The sequence below is a fragment of the Tsuneonella mangrovi genome, assembly GCF_002269345.1.
GTDB classification, from domain to species: Bacteria; Pseudomonadota; Alphaproteobacteria; order Sphingomonadales; family Sphingomonadaceae; genus Tsuneonella; species Tsuneonella mangrovi.
Genome location: NZ_CP022889.1, coordinates 90428 through 109171, shown reverse-complemented (window position 1 = coordinate 109171; position 18744 = coordinate 90428). Strand labels below are relative to the sequence as shown.

Sequence of the window (18744 nt, the reverse complement as noted above, 5' to 3'; positions counted from 1 at the left end):
GTGTAGTCGCCTCAATCCCGATTGAGTTTGGGATCATCGAGGTCCCACTTTAGCTGAGTAGCATCGACTTGGGCAGCGCCCATCACTTGGACGAAGAGAGCAAAGAATTCCGTTCGGAAAGCTGCAACCCGCTCGGGAGGCTCATGCGATGGTTCATAACCCTCTGCCTTAAACAACCAATCGATGAATTCATTTGCGGTCACTTCACCGGAATCAGGAATGAAATCGTCGACATGTGAAGGTTCGCGGTCGACGATTCCCCCGCACCAGCCTCTGACAGCGCACAATTCATGCATCAGCCGATTATATGCGGTGGATCCGACCATGAAGCGACCTCGCGCCTTACATATTCGGATAGTTCGGCCCGCCGCCACCCTCCGGCGTGGTCCAGGTGATATTCTGGTTGGGATCCTTGATGTCGCAGGTCTTGCAGTGGACGCAGTTCTGCGAGTTGATCTGGAACTTCATCGCCCCGGTCGCTTCGTCTTCCAGCCATTCGTAGACGCCGGCCGGACAATAGCGGTTGGATGGTCCGCCATAGACGCCCAGTTCGCTGCTCTTCTGGAGCTCCATGTCCTTCACGATCAGGTGGCAGGGCTGGTCTTCGGCATGGTTGGTGTAGCTGAAGCTGACCGAAGTCAGTCGATCGAAGCTGATCTCGCCATCGGGCTTGGGATAGTCGATCTTGGGGAACAGGTCCGCGCGCCCGGTCAGTTCGTAGTCCGGCTCGTGCTTCATGGCGATCGGCAGGCCGATCTTGAGCTGGCGCATCCACATATCCGCGCCTGCCAGCACCGTGCCGAGCGTGCCGCCGTACTTGGCGACCGCAGGCTGCGCGTTCTGGACTTTCTTGAGCTCGGTCGCGATCCAGCTGTCGCGCACGGCTGCGTCGTAGTCCATCAGCTCGGTCTTTTCCTCTCCGCGCGCGATCGCAGCAGCGACCGCTTCGGCAGCGAGCATCCCGCTCTTCATCGCGGTGTGGCTGCCCTTGATGCGCGGGACGTTGACGAAGCCCGCCGCACACCCGATCAGCACACCGCCGGGGAACGCCAGCTTGGGCACCGACTGCCAGCCGCCTTCGTTGATCACGCGCGCGCCGTAAGCCACGCGCTTGCCACCTTCGAGGTATTCGCGGATCGCGGGGTGCTGCTTCCAGCGCTGGAATTCCTGGAACGGGCTGACCCACGGGTTCTTGTAGTCGAGCGCGGTGACAAATCCGAGCGCGACCTGCCCGCCGGCCTGGTGGTAGAGGAACCCGCCGCCCCAGCTTTCGCTTTCCGACAGCGGCCAACCCTGGGTGTGGATCACCCGGCCCGGCACGTGCTTGTCCGGGTCGATATCCCACAGCTCCTTGATGCCGAGGCCATAGACCTGCGGCTGGCAATCGGCCTCGAGGTCGAACTTGGCCTTCATCCGCTTGGTGAGGTTTCCGCGCGCACCTTCGGCAAACAGCGTGTATTTCGCGTGGATCTCCATCCCCGGCTGGAAATCGCCCTTGTGCGAACCGTCTGCGGCAACGCCCATGTCCTGCGTGATGACCCCGCCGACCGCGCCATCCTCGCCCACCAGCACTTCGGCGGCAGGAAAGCCCGGGAACACCATCACGCCCAGCGCTTCGGCCTGTTCAGCAAGCCAGCGGCACATATTGCCGAGGCTGCCGGTGTAGGTGCCGTGGTTCGACATGAAAGGCGGCATCATGATGTGCGGCAGCGCGTAATGCCCGCTTTTGGTCAGCACCCAGTGCCAGTTGTCGGTCACCGGGGTTTCCGCCATCGGGCAGCCCTGTTCGCGCCATTCCGGCAGCAGCTCATCGATCGCCTTGGGATCGACCACCGCGCCTGACAGGATGTGCGCGCCGATCTCCGAGCCTTTTTCGAGGACCACCACTTCGAGGCTGTCGTTGAGCTGCTTGAGGCGGATCGCGGCAGCAAGGCCAGCCGGCCCGCCCCCGACGATCACCACGTCACACGGCATCGATTCACGTTCGACCATCGGCTTCGCTCTTCCCTGTCTATTCCCGCGCAAAATCTACCGACGTGCTTGATTGCCCGCGCGGGGCAGGTCAAGACCTGCACGCGAATATCCCATGACCGGCAAGACATCCCTCTCCCTGAACCGACAGGTAGCCGCCGCGCTCGACTGGTGGCGCGAAGCAGGCGTCGATGCGGACTTTTCCGACGAAGCGAGCGGCTGGCTGGCGGATGTGGAGAGTGAACCCGAGGCGGCTCCAGCCACGGCGGTCGCCACGCACGAAAACGGCGATGCGCAGTCGACCCCAGAGAGACCGCAAATCGGCGGTGCGAAAGAAGGCTGGCCGAGCGATCTTGCCGCGTTCCGCCAATGGTGGCTCACCGAGCCAAGTCTCGACGACGGCGGACTGGCGCCGCGAATCGCCTCGCGCGGGAACAGCGGCGCGGAGCTGATGATAATCGTCGCACAGCCCGAAGAGCAGGACCGCGAGCAGTTGCTAACCGGTCCGCAAGGCAAGCTGCTGGCGGGATTCCTGGCCGCTGCCGGAATCGCTGCCGAAAACGCCTCGTTCGTGGCCGTCCTGCCGCGCCATACGCCCCTGCCCGACTGGCGTGCACTGGCTGCTGGCAGAATGGGCGAGCTGCTGGCGCACCATGTCGCTCTGGGCGCTCCAAAACGAATCCTTGTCCTCGGACGCAACATCCTGCCGCTTTGCGGGCACGATCCGGCGCAAGGCCCTGCCGCCTTACGGAATTTTAACCATGAAGGGGTCAGGGTTCCGGCGATGGCCGAAGTCGGCCCGGAGCGGCTGCTGGCAAATGCAGCCACACGGGCGAGGCTCTGGCAACGCTGGCTGGATTGGACGGACGGATAGGGATCGATGGTTCGGGGGTTTTCTCGGGGTCAAATGGCATTCGCGATTGCGGGCACGCTTGCGTTCCTGGCGGTGTCGTCACCCGCCCTCGCCAACTCGAGCGCCGCCGAATACTTCCGCAACCGCGCCAATTCCACCAACGTCCCCGAACTGCTGAGCAATTCGGACAAGGACTGGTACAAGACGCTGTTCGCCGCGATCGACAGCGAGGACTGGCCAACCGTCCAGCAGATGTTCGCAGATCGGCCCGACGGCCCGCTGCACCACTTCGCCCGCGCTGAATACTACCTCGACCCCAAGAGCCCCAAGGTTGATCTCGACCAGATCCAGGCATGGCTGGCGAACGGCGTCGACCTGCCGCAGGCCGACCAGATCATCCAGCTCGGGCTCAAGCGCGGCCTCGAAAATCCACCGGACCTGCCCAGCCAGCAGATGCTGGTGAGCCAGTCCTACGCCCCCAAGCGTACCCTGCCGCGCAGCGTCGATGACGGCACCATGCCGGATTCGATCGCCAATGCGATCAAGCAGAAGATCGTCGCTGACGATCCTGACGGCGCCCGGGTTCTGCTCGACGGGATCGACGCCAACCTCTCGCCCGAAGCGCGCGCCGAATGGCGCCAGCGCGTTGCGTGGTCGTATTATATTGAGAACCAGGACGCGCAGGCACTAGCAATGGCGCAGACGGTGCCGGTCAACGGCGCGGGCGCATGGGTCGCCGAAGGATACTGGGCTGCGGGCCTTGCAGCCTGGCGCCTCAACGAGTTCGGCCAGGCCGCCGATTCGTTCCGGAACGCGTCTCTTAGCTCGCAAAACCCCGAGCTAACGGCTGCCGCCTATTACTGGGCAAGCCGCGCCCTTATCCGCAGCCGCCAGCCGGAGAAGGCCGCCGAGCAATTGCGCGGTGCCGCCCAGCTCGACGAAACGCTCTACGGGATGCTCGCCCGCGAACAACTCGGCGAGCGCCTGCCGCGCGAAGATCGCGGGCCGGATTTCGACCTCACTGACTGGAAGCGCCTGCGCGAAGTGCCCAACGTGCGCACCGCAGTCGCGCTGTCGGAAATCGGCCGCGATGACGATGCCGACACGGTGCTGCGTTACGAAGCCAAGATCGGCGATCCTTCCGAATACGATTCTTTGAGCCGCCTTGCCCGCGAGCTCGGCCTGCCCTCCACGCAACTGTGGATGGCGCACAATGTCCCGATTGGCGCGAAAGCCGAACGTGCGTTGCGCTTCCCGGCCCCGCGCTGGAAACCGGTCAACGGCTGGCAGGTCGATCCGGCCCTCGCCTATGCCCACGCGCTGCAGGAATCGAACTTCCGCACCTCGGCAGTCAGTCCGGCGCAGGCGCGCGGATTGATGCAGATCACTCCGATCACAGTGCGTGAACACGCCCCGCGGCTCAACATGAGTGCCAGCTACGTCAACCTGAGCGATCCCGGCACCAACCTCGCGTTCGGGCAGGAAAACCTCGAGATGTTGCGTGATGCTCCGGCCACCGGCGGGCTGCTGCCCAAGATCATGGCCGCCTACAACGCCGGCCTGACCCCGGTCACCCGGTGGAATACGCAGGTCAACGACGAGGGCGATCCGCTACTTTACATGGAAAGCATCCCGTACTGGGAAACCCGTTCCTATGTCGCAATCGTGATGCGAAACTACTGGATGTACGAGCGGCAGGCAGGCGGCGCATCGGACAGCCGCAAGGCGCTGGCGCAGGGCATGTGGCCGACCTTCCCTGAACTTTCAGGAACCGGCGCGGTTCGGCTGTCGGTAAACGACGCTCCGGTTTCGGTGCGACCCTGATCTGATGGCGATCGACCCCGACCGTACGTTCAAGCCCATCAACATCGCGGTTCTGACCGTGTCCGACACCCGGACTGGGGCAAACGATACCAGCGGCGACATCCTGGCAGAGCGCGTAAAGGCCGCAGGTCACCGCCTCGCTGCGCGCGCGATCGAGAAAGACGATGCCGATACGCTCGTGACCCGGCTCGATAACTGGATCGACGATCCCGAAATCGACGCGATTGTCAGCACCGGCGGCACCGGGCTAACCGGGCGCGACGTGACACCCGAAGCGCTCGAACGGATCAAGGATAAGGAAATCCCTGGCTTCGGAGAACTGTTCCGCTGGCTCAGCTACAAGACCATCGGCACCAGCACCGTGCAAAGCCGCGCGCTCGCAGTGGTCGCGCGCGGGACCTACATTTTCGCCCTGCCGGGATCGAACGGCGCGGTGAAGGACGGGTGGGACGGGATCCTCGCCGAGCAGCTCGACAGCCGTAATCGCCCGTGCAATTTCGTCGAACTGATGCCGCGCCTCATGGAGAAGTAATCGATGAGGGCGGTCGCTCTCTTCGCACTTGGCATTCTGGCTTCGCCAGCTCTTGCGATCGCAGGACAACAGTCCGCTGCCAACATTGCGGCGATCGACTCCGGAGAGAAATGCCGTGTAAGTCTCGCCGAACAGGACGAGGCGCGGGCTCTGCAATGGAATGAATTCGACCAAGTTGGTGAACAAGCCGGCAGCTTCCGCGGACTCGCCGAAAAAGGTTGTCCTAGCGCTGCACTAGCGGCCTACGACGATTGGCTGGAGAACGGGCCCGGGTTTCCCAACGCTCGCGCCAAAGGCATTGGCACCCTTCACCGGGCGCAACTGTTGGCATTTATCGGGCGGACGAAGCAGGCCAGAAAACTCGCCGCACAGGCGTTTCGTACGCCCGGCAGTGACGATCCCCATGCCGAGGTGTGGAACATTTACCTGCGCGGGGTTCTCGCGTTTTTCGATCATGACCGACAAGGCATCGAATTCGCTCAATCGGGCCTCCGCAAGCACCCCGACGACGCCTTCGCCCGGCGCCAGATCGGCGTGCTGCAAGGACTGCGCGATTGTTTCGAAAGGGATTATCGCACCGCTATGTCGAGTCCCTGCCGCAAGAAACGGTAAATCACTTCCCGACTCGGTGTGTTCCCCGTATGTTCCAATCGAAGGAGCAGCGAGACAAACCACCCCTTCCCAGTTCACCTGTTAGGGGCCGCGGAGCGCAGTCCGGGCAGGTGCCGCAGCGATTCGGACTAGCGGATCGCGAGATGGAAGGCGACTGGCGCGACTACATGGAAATGCTGGACGGCCCGCCGGTCAAGCTGCGCACGACCGTCACGGAAGAGCACCCGAAGACGATCCTTTCGTTCAACGGTTCGCCCGACATCCCGTTCGACCGCTCGATCAATGCCTATCGCGGATGCGAGCATGGCTGCATCTATTGCTTCGCCCGGCCCACCCATGCCTATCACGACCTGTCGCCAGGGCTCGATTTCGAGACCAAGCTGTTCGCCAAGCCCGATGCCGCAAGGCTGCTGCGCGAAACGCTGGCACGGCCCCGATATCGGCCCAAGCCGATCGCGATGGGAACCAATACCGATCCCTACCAGCCGATCGAGCGGCGCTATCGCATCACGCGGCAAGTGCTCGAGGTATGTCTCGATGCGCGCCATCCGGTAACGATCACCACCAAATCGGACCGAGTGCTCGATGATCTCGACCTGTTGGCGCAGTTGGCCGAGCGCAACCTTGTCGCGGTGGCGATCTCCGTCACGACGCTCGATCCGGTGCTATCGGGCAAGCTCGAACCGCGCGCCGCAGCTCCCGCCAAGCGGCTCGCGGCGCTCGGAAAACTGGTCGAGGTGGGCATCCCCGCGCACTGCTCGGCTGCGCCGGTTATTCCCGCAATCACCGACCCGTTCATGGAAGAGATCGTCCAGCGCGCGGCAGCGCTGGGCGTCCGCTCGGCGGGATGGATCGCGCTGCGCCTGCCGCACGAGGTCTCGCCGCTGTTCCGCGAATGGCTCGACGTTCACTTCCCCGATCGTGCGAGCAAGGTGATGAGCATCGTGCGTTCAATCCGCCAGGGCCGCGACAACGATCCGGACTTCTTTTCCCGCATGAAGCCGAGCGGCGTGTGGGCAGACCTGTTCCGCGCCCGCTTTCGCATCGCGTGCAAGCGTGCCGGAATCGGCAAGGAGCGGTTCACGCTCGATTGCTCGCAGTTCAGGCCGCCATCGGTCGGCGGGCAGCTTCGGCTGTTCTGACGCTCACACGCCGAGATCGCTTAGCGCCCTCTCGATCAGTTCGCGCGATGCGGTCTGCGCGTAAGGAAATGCATTGAAGAAAGCGTCCGCCCCAATGCCGGGATCCTTTTTGCGCGCTCGCTCGAGCCATTGCCGTGCATCGCCAGTTCGCCCGGCCAGGTGGCAAGCGAAGGCAGCGATCAGCTCGATGTGCTTGTGCGCGCCCGGCATAGTCGCAGCGCGCACGCCGAATTCGGCAGCTTTCGCATAGTCGCCGAACTGGATGTGCGTCAGCGCCCGGCTCGAGACCATGGCATAGGACAACGGATCGATCGGGCTCAGTCGCAAGGCAGTCTCGAGATCGCGGTCGGCTGCCTCCGCGTGCCCGGCGATCGTCCCGACGAGACCGCGATTATAGACCCCTTGCGCGAAGTTGGGGCTAAGGCTGGTCGCCTGATCGAACAGGCTCATGCTCTCTTCCAGGTTCCCTTCCAGCCACAGGCACCGCCCCATGTTGTAATGCGCAAAGGGGTCGAGCCGGTCGGTCTCGACCGCTCGCTGGGCCAACTGCCGCGCGTGTTCGATTTCCGCCCGCGGCTCTTCGCGATAACGCATGAATGCGTTCTGGAAGTGAGTAAACGAAAGGCCGGCGAAAGCGCCCGAGAAATATGGATCGCGCGCCAGCGACTGCTCGAACAGCTCCGCAGCGCGCGCGTTGTCGGTTTGGTTGAAGCGGTACATGTGATCGAGGCCAAGGTGGAAACTCGCCCACGCATCGAGCTCCGACGCTGGCCGCGTTCGCGCGCGCCGGACTTCGTTTTGCGGAATTTGCACTGCAAGGGCAGCTACAACGCTCTCCTCGATCACCGCCCGCATCTGTTGCACTTCCGCCAATGGTGCACGGTATTGCTCGGACCAGATCGTGTTGCGGGTGGCGGTTTCGACCAGCGCAACGCTGATGATCAGTTCCACCCCTGCCAACTCGAGCGTGCCGCTCAGGCAATAGCGCACCCCAAGCCGCCGCCCGATCTCGTTCGGACCCACTTCCCCGCCACGAAAACGAAAGCTCGACCCACGCGCGATAACCATCAGCCAATGCATCCGCGAGAGGTCCATGATGATATCGGCCGGCAAGGCGTCGGCCACGATGGCATGCGAGCCGGCATCGCCGAGGATGTCGAACGGGAGCACCGCGATCGAAGGGCGACTATCGGCCTGATCCATTGCCGCAGGAACCTCCTCCGATTGAGGCGCGGCGATGCGGACCGGAGTCATTGTGCCAGACGCGGCATCGACGACGGCCTGTCCCACGAACCTGAACCCGCGCCCGTGGATCGTGCGGATCAGCGCCTGACGCGTGCCGTCGTCACCAATTGCTTTGCGGGCCGACTTGATCCGGGCCGAAATCGCCGATTCCGAAACGATCCGGCCGTCCCACACGACATCGACGATCTCGTCACGCGAGACCATCCGGTCCTGGTTGGCCACCAGCAGCATGAGCAACGAAAGGACCTGGGGTTCGACGGCAATCTGCTCGCCGTCACGGCGCAACTCGAACTTTGCGCTGTCGAGCGCGAATCCGTCGAATCGATACAGAGCGGCGCCGAAATCGGTCAATCGGTCCCCACCTCCCCAAATTCTTCACGAAAAGGTCAGGCAAATTCACGTCGCCGTCAAGCATGGCCGGAACGAGCGGCGTAGCAAGAGGTCATCGGAAGCACCCGATGGAATGACCAGACAGGAGAATTGAAATGCCTCTCGTAACGATCGACGTAATCAAGGACGTTTTCACCCCGGACCAGAAGAAGGACCTGATTTCGCAGGTCACCGAAGCGATGGTTTCGGTCGAAGGTGAAGCGATGCGCCCGGTGACCTGGGTTCGAATCATGGAAGTCGAACAGGGTGACTGGGGTATCGGCGGGCAGCTGCTCGGCGCGGCCGACGTCCACGCCCTCGGCAAGCAGGCCGCCTAGGCCAAACGGTTTGCGGGGTTGCCTTCCGGGCGACCCCGCAGGCCGATTTCCTCCCTACGCAGCCGTATCGAACGCGTCTGCGTCCAGCGCCATCATCGAATCCGATCCGGCTTCGATCTTGCGGCGCAGCGCGCCCGCATCGGGCGCAAACCGATCCATGAAATAGCGCGCCGTGGTCAGCTTGGCTTCGTAGAATGCCTTGTCATCGGTGCCCCCGGCCAGCTTGGCCGCAGCGACTTTCGCCATCCGCAGCCACATCAGGCCCAGCGTCACAATGCCCATGATGTGCATGTAGTGATGCGCGCCCGCCCCGAGGTTGTTGGGGTTGGCCATCGCGTTCTGCATGAACCACATCGTCGCGGCCTTCTGCTGGCCCAGCGCCTTGTCGAACGCTTCGGCCAGCGGCGCGAGCCCTTCGACCTGCTTCACAGCGGCCACTTCCTCGTCGCACAGTGCGAAGAACTTCTGAATCGCCGCGCCGCCCTTGCTGGCCAGTTTCCGGCCGCACAGGTCCATCGCCTGCACCCCGTTGGTGCCTTCGTAGATCATCGTGATCCGGGCATCGCGCACGAACTGGCCCATGCCCCATTCGTCGATGTAGCCATGGCCGCCAAAGACCTGCTGCATGTTTGTCGCGACGTCGTAGCCCTTGTCGGTGCCGTAACCCTTTATCACCGGGGTCATGAGGCCGAGCAGCATGTCGGCTTCGGCGCGCTCTTCCTCGCTCTGGGACTTGTGAGTCAGGTCTTCGAGCAACGCGCCCCACAGGTACAGCGCGCGCATTCCTTCGGTGAACGCCTTGCCGTCCATCAGCATCCGCCGCACGTCGGGATGGACGAGGATCGGATCGGCCTTGGCTTCGGGATCTTCCGGTCCGGTCAGTGCACGTCCCTGCCGCCGGTCCTTCGCGTAGGCCACTGCGTTCTGGTAAGCGACTTCGGCTTGCGACAGGCCCTGGATGCCCACACCGAGCCGCGCCGCGTTCATCATCACGAACATCGCCGCGAGGCCCTTGTTCTCCTCGCCGACCATCCAGCCTTTCGCCCCGTCGTAGTTCATCACGCAGGTGGCGTTGGCGTGGATGCCCATCTTGTGTTCGATCGAGCCGCACTGGACCGCATTGCGCTCGCCCAGCGAACCGTCCTCGTTGACCAGCACCTTGGGCACAATGAACAGGCTGATGCCTTTGCTCGAATCGGGCGCGCCCGGGGTCTTGGCGAGGACCAGGTGAATGATGTTCTCGGTCAGGTCGTGCTCACCGGCAGAAATGAAAATCTTGGTGCCGGTCACCAGGTAACTGCCGTCCGCTTGCGGCTCGGCCTTGGTGCGGATCAGGCCCAGGTCGGTGCCGCACTGCGGTTCGGTCAGGTTCATCGTGCCGAGCCACTTGTTGGCGATCATGTTGGGCAAGTACTTCGCCTTGAGCTCTTCGTTCGCACTGGCGAAAATCGCGTTCACCGCGCCGTTGGTCAGGCCCGGATACATCCCGAAGGCCTGGTTTGCGGACGAAACGAATTCCTCGACCACGAAGCCGAGAACGTGCGGCATGCCCTGTCCGCCGAATTCCTCGGGCAGCGAGATCGTGCCCCAGCCGGCATCGCGATATCGTTCGAATGCTTCCTTGAAGCCCTTGGGCGTAGTGACCGAACCATCCGGGTGGCGAGTGCAGCCTTCTTCGTCGCCCGACTGGTTGATCGGCTGGAGCACCTGCGCGGCGAACTTGCCGCATTCGTCGATCACCGTGTCGATGATGTCCGCACTCGCGCTCTCGAACCCCGGCAAGTTGCCATAGCTCGGCAGATCGAGGACTTCATTGACGACGAAGCGCGTGTCGCGCGTGGGGGCGGTATAAGTTGGCATGTCTGATCCTTGGACTGGACGGTTTAGGGCACTCAGCCCTCGTCGATCACCTGCTCGACCTGGGCAATGAAGTCGGTCAAGTCAGTGATCGCCGAATCGATATCGGCACGCTGCCGCTTGAGCTTGGCAACGTGCGCGCGGCATTTCTCGATCGTGACCCGGCGCTGCTCCGCACGGCCATCGCCAAGGTCGTACAGGTCGATCATCTCGCGAATTTCGGACAGGCTGAAGCCGACGTTCTTGGCACGCATGATCCACGCGAGCCGGGCCCGGTCGCGCTTCGAATAGATACGGGCGAGGCCCACGCGCCGCGGGGCGATCAGGCCTTCATCCTCGTAAAAACGCAGCGCCCGCGCGGTGCAGTCGAATTCCTCGGTCAGGTCGGAAATCGAGAACTGGTCGCGCCCCAGTTCGTCGGGTCGCTCAAGGTGGGCACCGGAATGTTTGCGCGACGGTTCGGAAGCGGTCTGGGCCATGTCCCTTGATTGCAGAGGTTTACGTTTGCGTCAAGTCTTGACGTGTTGGAGAGCGCCATCCTCGAGTATCCGATAGAAGCAGCTCGTCGCACCCGTATGGCAAGCCGGCCCGGCGGCGGTGCATTCGAGCACCAGTGCATCCTGGTCGCAATCGACCCTGATCCGCTCGACCTTGAGCACGTTGCCCGAGCTCTCGCCCTTCTTCCAGAGTTTCCCACGCGAGCGCGAGTGGAAGTGGGCGAACCCCGTTTCACGCGTCGCAGCAAGCGCCTCGGCATCCATGAAGGCAACCATCAAGACATCCTTGCTCACCGCATCGACAACGACCGCGCTGAGCAACCCCGCCGCATCGAACTTCGGCATGAATTCGGCCCCCGCTTCGCGCTGATGATCGTGGGTGCTGGTCACGCTTGAAGTCCTTCCGATGGCGAATGTGGCATGCAAGCCGGGCAAGCCGCTTGTTGCAGGATAACCACAGATAATCCCCAAAATCCACGCCGATGCGTGTTCCCGCTACCCTCTCCCGGGCAAAAATGGGAATGAGCCTGCGCAGCCTTTAGGGAAGGCCGCAAACCGGAACGCCGGTGCCAGTAGAGCGCCAGGTTCAGGGAACCGCCGGATCGGCGCCACGCGCTAGACGCGACGCACCGGTGGACGATGAGGGATCGGACCCAGGCAGCCAAAAGGGGGTGGTTGCCATAGCCGCAAGGCGGGTCCCGAGAATTTCGTCACGGTACGCCCGGGGTTAACGCCCCGGGCGTTTCCGTTTGGGGCACCGGTGCATGGCCGTCGACTTCGTCGAGTACCCGGGCAAAGCACGCCACGATCACTTTCGTTGCTCCTGCCCGCTTGAGCGTCCCGACGCAGGCATCGCTGGTTGCGCCGCTGGTCAGGACATCGTCCACGAGGATCACTTGCGCTCCCTCTATCTCGGCCAGCCGCTGCGGATGGGCTGCCAGCGCACCCGCCAGAACGCGAGCACGCGCGCGCTTTCCGAGCCCGCCCAGCATCGGCGTTCGCTTCGTCCGCAACAATCCATCAACGACCAATTTCGCACCCTTGAGTCGGGCGATTTCGCGGGCCAACAGTGCGGCTTGGTTGAATCCGCGCGACCATAGTCTCCAGCGATGGAGCGGGACCGGGACGACGATCCACTCTCCCTCCAGTTGCGGCAGGCGAGCAGCGATCAGCCGCGCCATCAGCGGTGCGAGTGCGATCCGCCGGCCGTGCTTTAACGACAGCACCAGCTTGCGCGAGCCATCGCTATAGAGCGTTCCGGCAGCAATCCCGTCGTGCTTGGGCGGCTTGGCAAGGCACACTGCGCAAACCGCGCCGTCTTGCGCCGCCGTACCTTCAAGCGGGCGCTGGCAGGTTGCACACGCCGGCTCGCCCGGGATGCGCAACTCGCTCCAGCAATCAGCGCAAAGACCCGACTGGCTGGCAATCGCGCACCCGCATAGCGGGCAGCGCGGCGGATAGACGAGGTCCACCAGCGGAGCGACTCCATCGCGCAAGTGACGGACAAGCCTGTTCATTCACGCGGTCCTTAGCACTTGCATCGCGCCGATGTCAGGCGCACGAGGCCCGCCATGACCAACGGGCCGCCGACGATATTCAGCCCGACCCGGCGCGAAGCGCGGGCAGCGCGGGCGCGGGCACTCCAGGGCCGGCCCGATGCAGCCGACTGGCTCGCCGAATCGCTGGTCGAGGATACCCTCGAGCGGATCGACTTCATGCGCCTTGCTCCGCGTCGCGCGCTCGCGGTGGGTGCCGGGGCCAATCGGCTCGCCGCTGCGCTCGAAGCGAAGGGCGCGCGGGTCGTAGTGACCGACGCACAGGCGCTCGATCACGAGAAGCCGTGGCCGGTGGGCGAGTTCGACCTGATTGCCAGCCTCGGCACGCTGGCAACGGTCAACGACTTGCCCGGCGCGCTGATCCACTTGCGCGGCGCGCTCAGGGCCGGCGGGATCGCGATCGCCAGCATGATCGGTGCCGGCAGCCTGCCGCGCTTGCGCTCCGCGCTGCTCGCGGCTGATGCCGAGCGACCCGCTGCCCGGCTCCACCCCGCAGTCGATGCGCAAGCCGGGGCGGCACTGCTGCAACGGGCCGGTTTCTCCCGCCAGGTGTCCGACAGCTGGACGCTGCGGCTGCGCTATTCCTCGCTCGACACGCTGGTCGCGGACCTGCGCGCGCAGGGCCTCACCAGCACCTTGGCGGACAGCGCCCCACCGCTCACCAAGTCCGGGCTGGAGCGGGCCCGCGCGGCCTTCCTCGATGGCGCAGACAGCGCCGGGAAGGTGGTCGAAACGCTCGAGGTTCTGACCCTGACCGGCTGGAAAAACTAGGCTTTTCGCGCCAGGGCTGCTTGCGCTGCTGCCAGCCTTGCGATCGGCACGCGATAGGGCGAGGCGCTGACGTAGTCGAGCCCGACTTCCTCGCAAAACGCGATGCTCGCCGGATCGCCGCCATGTTCGCCGCATATGCCGAGCTTGATCGCAGGCAAGGTTGCCCGGCCCCGCTCGGCCGCCATCTGCACCAGCTGCCCGACCCCTTCAACATCGAGGCTTACGAACGGATCGCGCGCGAAGATGCCCTTGTCGACATATGTGCCGAGGAACCGCCCGGCGTCATCGCGGGAAACGCCCAGCGTCGTCTGCGTCAGGTCGTTGGTGCCGAACGAGAAGAACTTCGCTTCCCTGGCGATCTCGCCCGCCATCAGTGCGGCGCGCGGCAGTTCGATCATCGTGCCGACGAGATAGTCGAGCGTCCGGCCCTTCTCGGCGAACACTTCGCCCGCAACCTTGTCGACCAGCGCCTTCATCAGTTCGAGTTCGCGCTTGGTGCTCACCAGTGGGATCATGACTTCGGGCACCGGCGATTCACCGCTCGCTTCGGCCACTTCGCACGCCGCTTCGAAGATCGCGCGCGCCTGCATTTCGTAGATCTCGGGGTAGGTGATCCCCAGTCGGCACCCGCGATGGCCCAGCATCGGGTTGAATTCGTGGAGCTCTTCCGCCCGGCGCCGCAAGTGATCGACGCCGTATCCGGTCGCATCGGCCAGTTCCTCGAACTCGGCATCGCCGGTCGGCAGGAACTCGTGCAGCGGCGGGTCGAGCAGGCGGATGGTGCACGGCAGGCCCGCCATGACTTCGAAGATCGCGCGGAAATCGGCGCGCTGTTCGGGAAGCAGCTTGGCCAGTGCCTTGCGCCGCCCGGCTTCGTCTTCGGCGAGGATCATCTGGCGCACCGCGCTGATGCGGCTGGCATCGAAGAACATGTGCTCCGTCCGGCACAGGCCGATGCCCTCGGCACCGAATTGCACCGCCATCGCGCAGTCCGCCGGGGTCTCCGCGTTGGTGCGCACTTTCATCCGGCGATGCCGGTCGGCCCATTCCATGATCGTGCCGAAATCGCCCGCCAGCTCGGGCTCGATCGTCGGGACTTCCCCCGCCATCACTTGCCCATTACCGCCGTCGAGCGTGATCGTGTCGCCTTCGGCCAGCTCGCGCCCGCCGATCCGCAGCGTGCGGGTCTTGAGGTCGATCGATACCGCCGATGCGCCCGACACACAGCAGCGACCCATCCCGCGTGCGACCACCGCCGCGTGGGACGTCATGCCGCCGCGCGCGGTGAGGATGCCTTGCGCCGCGTGCATTCCGTGGATGTCCTCCGGCGAAGTCTCGACCCGCACGAGGATCACTTTCTCGCTGCGCGCCGCCCACGCTTCCGCCGTATCGGCATCGAGCACGATCTTGCCGCTCGCCGCGCCGGGCGAGGCAGGCAGGCCGGTGGTCAGCACGTCGCGCGCCGCATCCGGATCGAGCGTCGGGTGGAGCAACTGGTCGAGCGCCATCGGATCGACCCGCAACACTGCGGTTTCCTCGTCGATCAGGCCCTCGCCCGCCATTTCGACCGCCATCTTGAGCGCAGCCTTGGCGGTGCGCTTGCCGCTGCGCGTCTGGAGCATCCAGAGCTTGCCGCGTTCGACGGTAAACTCGATGTCCTGCATGTCGCGGTAGTGCTTCTCGAGCAGGTCGAACACCTCGGCCAGCTGGCCGTAGGCATCGGGCATCGCCTCTTCCATACTGAGCGGCTTGGCCCCGGCAGCCTCGCGTGCAGCCCTGGTGAGATACTGCGGCGTGCGGATGCCCGCGACAACGTCTTCGCCCTGCGCGTTGACCAGCCATTCGCCGTAGTAGGCGCGCTCGCCGGTCGCCGGATCGCGAGTGAAGGCGACGCCGGTGGCGCTGGTATCGCCCATGTTGCCGAACACCATCGCCTGCACGTTGACTGCGGTGCCCCAGTCGCCGGGAATATCGTTCAAGCGGCGATAGACCTTCGCCCGGTCGCTGTCCCAGCTGTCGAACACCGCGCGGATCGCGCCCCACAGCTGCTCGGTCACGTCCTGCGGGAACGGGCTGCCCTGCTCCTGTTCGACGATACCCTTGTATTCGGCGACCAGTGCCTGCCAGTCCTCCGCTTCCATCTCGGTATCGGCGTAGAAACCCTTGTCTTCTTTGGCGATCTCGAGCGCTTCCTCGAACAGCCCGTGATCGAGGCCGAGCACCACGTCGGAATACATCTGGATAAACCGGCGATAGCTGTCCCACGCAAACCGCGGGTCTTCGCTGGTTGCCGCCAGCCCTTCCACCGTCGCATCGTTGAGGCCGAGGTTGAGCACGGTGTCCATCATGCCGGGCATCGACACCCGCGCGCCCGAACGGACCGAGACCAGCAGCGGATCGGCCGCATCGCCGAAGCGCTTGCCCACCGCCTTCTCGATATGCGCCAGCGCCTTGGCGACATCGGCGCGCAGCGCGTCGCTGAAATCGCTGCCCTCGGTGAGGTAGCGGACGCACTCCTCGGTGGTGATGGTGAAACCCGGGGGCACCGGCAGGCCGATGCTGGCCATTTCCGCCAGGTTCGCGCCCTTGCCGCCGGTGACGGTCTTGTCCTTCTGCCGCGGATCGGAATGCGGGGCGTCGCCGCCGAAGGGGTAGACCGTGTTGTTCATCTCAGTTCCGTCCTGCCTGAACCGTGGAACACATGGAACACGGTCCTGAGTATTGTTTCGCTACCCCTCGATGCGGGAGAAGTCGGCCACGTTGTGCACTGCAGCACGGAACCGCGCAAGGAGCGCGAGGCGGCTTTGGCGCTTGTTTTCTTCATCGGCGTTTACCGTCACTTCATCGAAGAACCGGTCGATCGGTGCGCGCAAGGATGCGAGCGCGGCCATCGCGGCGGCGAAGTCTTCTGCCTCGATCGCCGCAGCCGCCTTCGGTTCGGCGGCATCGAGCGCGTCGATCAGCGCCTTTTCGGCAGGTTCGGGTGTGTAAGAAAGCGCATTCTCGGCCCGCGCTGCATAGATCGCGCGCATCTGCGGATCGTCGACGTTCTCCATCGGGTCCTCGTCGCCGGTGCGGGCGATCCGGTCGGTCGCGTTCTCCCACCCTTCCTTCTTGAGGATATTGGCCGCGCGCTTGTAGCCCGCGAGCAGGTTCGCGCCGTCTTCGGTTTCCATGAATGCCTGCAACGCGTGGACGCGGGCGAGCAGGCGAACGAGATCGTCCTCGCCACCAAGCGCGAACACCGCGTCGATCAGGTCGTGGCGGACACCCGCTTCGCGCTGCTGGACTTTCAGGCGGTCGGCGAAGAAGTCGAGGAGTTCCTCCCGCCAACTCGCATTGTTTGACGAGCGCTCTATCCAGTCGACCAATGGTTGAACAAATTTGGACGGAACACCTTCCAAGTTCACACCATCAATCGAAATGTCGTGTGTTCCGTCATCTTTGGCGCGACCAAGGGCCATCGCTGACGGAAAACCTTTCGAAAGAATGTCGAGGAGCGGTTGCCCGCTGAAAGCCGCACGCGCAGCGGAAATGCTCAGCGGGCCGATTGCGGCTTCCAGCAGGGCCTGCAGAGGAAGTCGCAATGCGTTTTCGCTAGTCAGTCTAATGACGCCCAGCGCTGCCCTGCGGAGAGCGAAGGGATCTTTAGAGCCGGTTGGCTTTTCGCCCGCAAAATAGAAGGCGGAAAGCGTATCTAGCTTGTCCGCCAGCGACACCGCCACCGTCACCGGCGCGGTGGGCACTTCGTCGCCCTGCCCGACCGGCTTGTAGTGATCGCGGATCGCGTCGGCGACGGCATCGGGCAGCCCCTCGGCGCGGGCGTAGTAGCCGCCCATCACGCCCTGCAGCTCGGGGAATTCGCCGACCATCTCGGTGACGAGGTCCGCCTTGGCGAGGCGCGCTGCCTGTTCGGCGAGGTCGGCCAGTTCCTCTTTCGTCATCCCAGCGGAAGCTGGGATCGGTTGCTTGTCCGAGCCGACAGCGGTCCCAGCTTTCGCTGGGACGACGATATCGGATTCGACCAGCCACCTCGCCAGCTTCGCCACCCGATCAACCTTGTCGGCGACGGTGCCGAGCTTCTCGTGGAAGGTGATCCGCTCCAGCTTCTTCGCGTGCTCTTCGAGCATGGTCTTCTGGTCGAGTTCCCAAAAGAACCGCGCATCGGAAAGCCGCGCGGCGAGGACCTTTCGGTTGCCGTCGACAATCGCCGCGCCGCCGTCCGCCGCCTCGATATTGGCGGTGCACACGAACGCGTTGGCGAGCTTGCCGTCCGCGCCCTCGCACACGAAATACTTCTGGTTCACCCGCGCGGTAAGCTGGATGACCTCGGGCGACACGTCGAGGAACGCCTCGTCGAACCGGCCCAGCAGCGGGACAGGGTATTCGGTCAGCCCGGCGTTCTCGATCACCAGCCCCTCGTCCGCGACCAGCGTCAGCCCGGCGGCGGAGGCAGCTTCAGCCGCGCCCTGACGGATCAGAGCTTCGCGCTTGGTGTGTTCGACGATCACCCGCGCATCGAGCAGCTGCGACGCATAGGTGTGCGCGCTTTCAATCGCGATCGGGCCCGTATGGTGGAACCGGTGCCCCAGTGTTTCGCGACCCGAGCGAATACCGTCGATTTCGCACGCGACCACTTCGCCATTGAACAGCGCCACGATTCCCGAAAGCGGGCGCACCCAGCGCAAGCTCTCGGTGCTGATCGAGGCTGCACCCCAACGCATCGACTTGGGCCACGGGAATGCGCGGATAATCGCCGGGATCGACTCGGCGAGGACGTCCTTCACCGCCCTACCCGGCTTTTCGATCACCGCGAAATAGGTGTTTCGGCCTTTCACGTCGCGCAAGGTCAGCTGGTCGCGGGTGACGCCGTTCTTGCGGCAGAACCCGTCGATCGCGGCATCGGGCGCGCCTTCGGGTGGCCCCTTGGCCTCTTCGCTGACCGCTTCGGTCGTTTCGGGCAGATCGTCGTAGACCACCAGCGCAAGTCGCCGTGGGGTAGACCATACGCGTATGTTCTCGACCGCCAGACCTGCTGCGGCCATCTCGGCGCGGAACAGCCGCTCCAGGTCGGCGCGGGCACCGGCCTGCATCCGCGCAGGGATTTCCTCGCAGCGCAGCTCAAGGAGGAAGTCGCTCATCGCACTGCCTCCCCGTTCGCCTCGAGCGTAGTCGAG

Annotated in this window: 16 protein-coding genes; 7 read left to right on the top strand and 9 right to left on the bottom strand. The window is 64.2% G+C overall.

All coding sequences use genetic code 11. From position 1 onward, the window contains the following. Positions 1-11: 11 nt before the first annotated feature. On the bottom strand, positions 12-326 hold the full coding sequence (locus CJO11_RS13165; protein ID WP_150124948.1) for a hypothetical protein: 315 nt from the start codon (positions 324-326) through the stop codon (positions 12-14). Between the two features lie 16 nt (positions 327-342). Continuing rightward, positions 343-1992 (bottom strand): electron transfer flavoprotein-ubiquinone oxidoreductase, encoded by a 1650-nt coding sequence (locus tag CJO11_RS00510; RefSeq protein WP_095010947.1) that lies wholly within the window; start codon positions 1990-1992, stop codon positions 343-345. A 94-nt stretch (positions 1993-2086) separates the two neighbouring features. Here CJO11_RS00510 and CJO11_RS00505 point away from each other — a divergent pair, with 94 nt between their 5' ends. From CJO11_RS00505 to CJO11_RS00485, 5 genes are read left to right on the top strand one after another with little or no spacing between them, the layout of a single operon-like run. Beyond that, a complete protein-coding gene (locus tag CJO11_RS00505) occupies positions 2087-2845 on the top strand; it encodes a hypothetical protein (RefSeq protein WP_095010946.1) in 759 nt (252 codons plus the stop codon). Positions 2846-2878: 33 nt separating this feature from the next. Then, entirely contained in the window at positions 2879-4648 is a 1770-nt protein-coding gene (locus CJO11_RS00500) for a lytic transglycosylase domain-containing protein (RefSeq protein ID WP_240504506.1), read from the top strand. 4 nt (positions 4649-4652) lie between these two features. After that, positions 4653-5180 carry a molybdenum cofactor biosynthesis protein B gene (moaB, locus tag CJO11_RS00495; protein ID WP_095010944.1) on the top strand — a complete coding sequence of 176 codons (528 nt, stop codon included), beginning with the start codon at positions 4653-4655 and terminating at the stop codon, positions 5178-5180. A 3-nt stretch (positions 5181-5183) separates the two neighbouring features. Then, the gene (locus tag CJO11_RS00490) at positions 5184-5792 is read left to right on the top strand and encodes a tetratricopeptide repeat protein (RefSeq protein ID WP_095010943.1); all 609 of its coding nucleotides are present in this window, start codon (positions 5184-5186) and stop codon (positions 5790-5792) included. 29 nt (positions 5793-5821) lie between these two features. Further along, the gene (locus CJO11_RS00485; RefSeq protein ID WP_095010942.1) at positions 5822-6934 is read left to right on the top strand and encodes a PA0069 family radical SAM protein; all 1113 of its coding nucleotides are present in this window, start codon (positions 5822-5824) and stop codon (positions 6932-6934) included. 3 nt (positions 6935-6937) lie between these two features. Here the strand turns inward: CJO11_RS00485 and CJO11_RS00480 are convergent, their stop codons facing one another. Next, entirely contained in the window at positions 6938-8530 is a 1593-nt protein-coding gene (locus CJO11_RS00480; RefSeq protein WP_095010941.1) for a winged helix-turn-helix domain-containing tetratricopeptide repeat protein, read from the bottom strand. Between the two features lie 134 nt (positions 8531-8664). Here CJO11_RS00480 and CJO11_RS00475 point away from each other — a divergent pair, with 134 nt between their 5' ends. After that, on the top strand, positions 8665-8886 hold the full coding sequence (locus tag CJO11_RS00475; protein WP_095010940.1) for a tautomerase family protein: 222 nt from the start codon (positions 8665-8667) through the stop codon (positions 8884-8886). A gap of 54 nt (positions 8887-8940) precedes the next feature. Here the strand turns inward: CJO11_RS00475 and CJO11_RS00470 are convergent, their stop codons facing one another. The 4 genes from CJO11_RS00470 to CJO11_RS00455 form a co-directional block, all read right to left on the bottom strand. Further along, positions 8941-10746, bottom strand: a complete 1806-nt coding sequence (locus tag CJO11_RS00470) for an acyl-CoA dehydrogenase C-terminal domain-containing protein (protein ID WP_095010939.1) — start codon at positions 10744-10746, stop codon at positions 8941-8943. A 32-nt stretch (positions 10747-10778) separates the two neighbouring features. Further along, positions 10779-11222: a MerR family transcriptional regulator gene (locus tag CJO11_RS00465; RefSeq protein WP_095010938.1), complete on the bottom strand. Its 444-nt coding sequence runs from the start codon at positions 11220-11222 to the stop codon at positions 10779-10781. Positions 11223-11252: 30 nt separating this feature from the next. Continuing rightward, positions 11253-11630, bottom strand: a complete 378-nt coding sequence (gene hisI, locus CJO11_RS00460; RefSeq protein WP_095010937.1) for a phosphoribosyl-AMP cyclohydrolase — start codon at positions 11628-11630, stop codon at positions 11253-11255. Between the two features lie 320 nt (positions 11631-11950). Then, a complete protein-coding gene (locus CJO11_RS00455; RefSeq protein WP_095010936.1) occupies positions 11951-12757 on the bottom strand; it encodes a ComF family protein in 807 nt (268 codons plus the stop codon). Between the two features lie 54 nt (positions 12758-12811). Here CJO11_RS00455 and CJO11_RS00450 point away from each other — a divergent pair, with 54 nt between their 5' ends. Further along, complete coding sequence (locus CJO11_RS00450) at positions 12812-13567, top strand: methyltransferase domain-containing protein (protein WP_095010935.1); 756 nt, start codon at positions 12812-12814, stop codon at positions 13565-13567. On the opposite strand, the gene ppdK is transcribed toward CJO11_RS00450, so the two are convergent. Then, positions 13564-16236, bottom strand: a complete 2673-nt coding sequence (gene ppdK, locus CJO11_RS00445; protein WP_095010934.1) for a pyruvate, phosphate dikinase — start codon at positions 16234-16236, stop codon at positions 13564-13566. The two genes, CJO11_RS00450 and ppdK, sit on opposite strands and share 4 nt — an antisense overlap. A gap of 60 nt (positions 16237-16296) precedes the next feature. Further along, a complete protein-coding gene (gene glyS, locus CJO11_RS00440; protein WP_095010933.1) occupies positions 16297-18708 on the bottom strand; it encodes a glycine--tRNA ligase subunit beta in 2412 nt (803 codons plus the stop codon). Between the last annotated feature and the right edge of the window lie 36 nt (positions 18709-18744).

Bases quoted from the DNA above. Each gene is read 5' to 3' on its own strand.
- CJO11_RS13165 (WP_150124948.1), bottom strand. From the start codon at position 326: ATGGTCGGATCCACCGCATATAATCGGCTGATGCATGAATTGTGCGCT.
- CJO11_RS00510 (WP_095010947.1), bottom strand. From the start codon at position 1,992: ATGGTCGAACGTGAATCGATGCCGTGTGACGTGGTGATCGTCGGGGGC.
- CJO11_RS00505 (WP_095010946.1), top strand. From the start codon at position 2,087: ATGACCGGCAAGACATCCCTCTCCCTGAACCGACAGGTAGCCGCCGCG.
- CJO11_RS00500 (WP_240504506.1), top strand. From the start codon at position 2,879: ATGGCATTCGCGATTGCGGGCACGCTTGCGTTCCTGGCGGTGTCGTCA.
- moaB (WP_095010944.1), top strand. From the start codon at position 4,653: ATGGCGATCGACCCCGACCGTACGTTCAAGCCCATCAACATCGCGGTT.
- CJO11_RS00490 (WP_095010943.1), top strand. From the start codon at position 5,184: ATGAGGGCGGTCGCTCTCTTCGCACTTGGCATTCTGGCTTCGCCAGCT.
- CJO11_RS00485 (WP_095010942.1), top strand. From the start codon at position 5,822: ATGTTCCAATCGAAGGAGCAGCGAGACAAACCACCCCTTCCCAGTTCA.
- CJO11_RS00475 (WP_095010940.1), top strand. From the start codon at position 8,665: ATGCCTCTCGTAACGATCGACGTAATCAAGGACGTTTTCACCCCGGAC.
- CJO11_RS00470 (WP_095010939.1), bottom strand. From the start codon at position 10,746: ATGCCAACTTATACCGCCCCCACGCGCGACACGCGCTTCGTCGTCAAT.
- CJO11_RS00465 (WP_095010938.1), bottom strand. From the start codon at position 11,222: ATGGCCCAGACCGCTTCCGAACCGTCGCGCAAACATTCCGGTGCCCAC.
- CJO11_RS00455 (WP_095010936.1), bottom strand. From the start codon at position 12,757: ATGAACAGGCTTGTCCGTCACTTGCGCGATGGAGTCGCTCCGCTGGTG.
- CJO11_RS00450 (WP_095010935.1), top strand. From the start codon at position 12,812: ATGACCAACGGGCCGCCGACGATATTCAGCCCGACCCGGCGCGAAGCG.
- ppdK (WP_095010934.1), bottom strand. From the start codon at position 16,236: ATGAACAACACGGTCTACCCCTTCGGCGGCGACGCCCCGCATTCCGAT.
- glyS (WP_095010933.1), bottom strand. From the start codon at position 18,708: ATGAGCGACTTCCTCCTTGAGCTGCGCTGCGAGGAAATCCCTGCGCGG.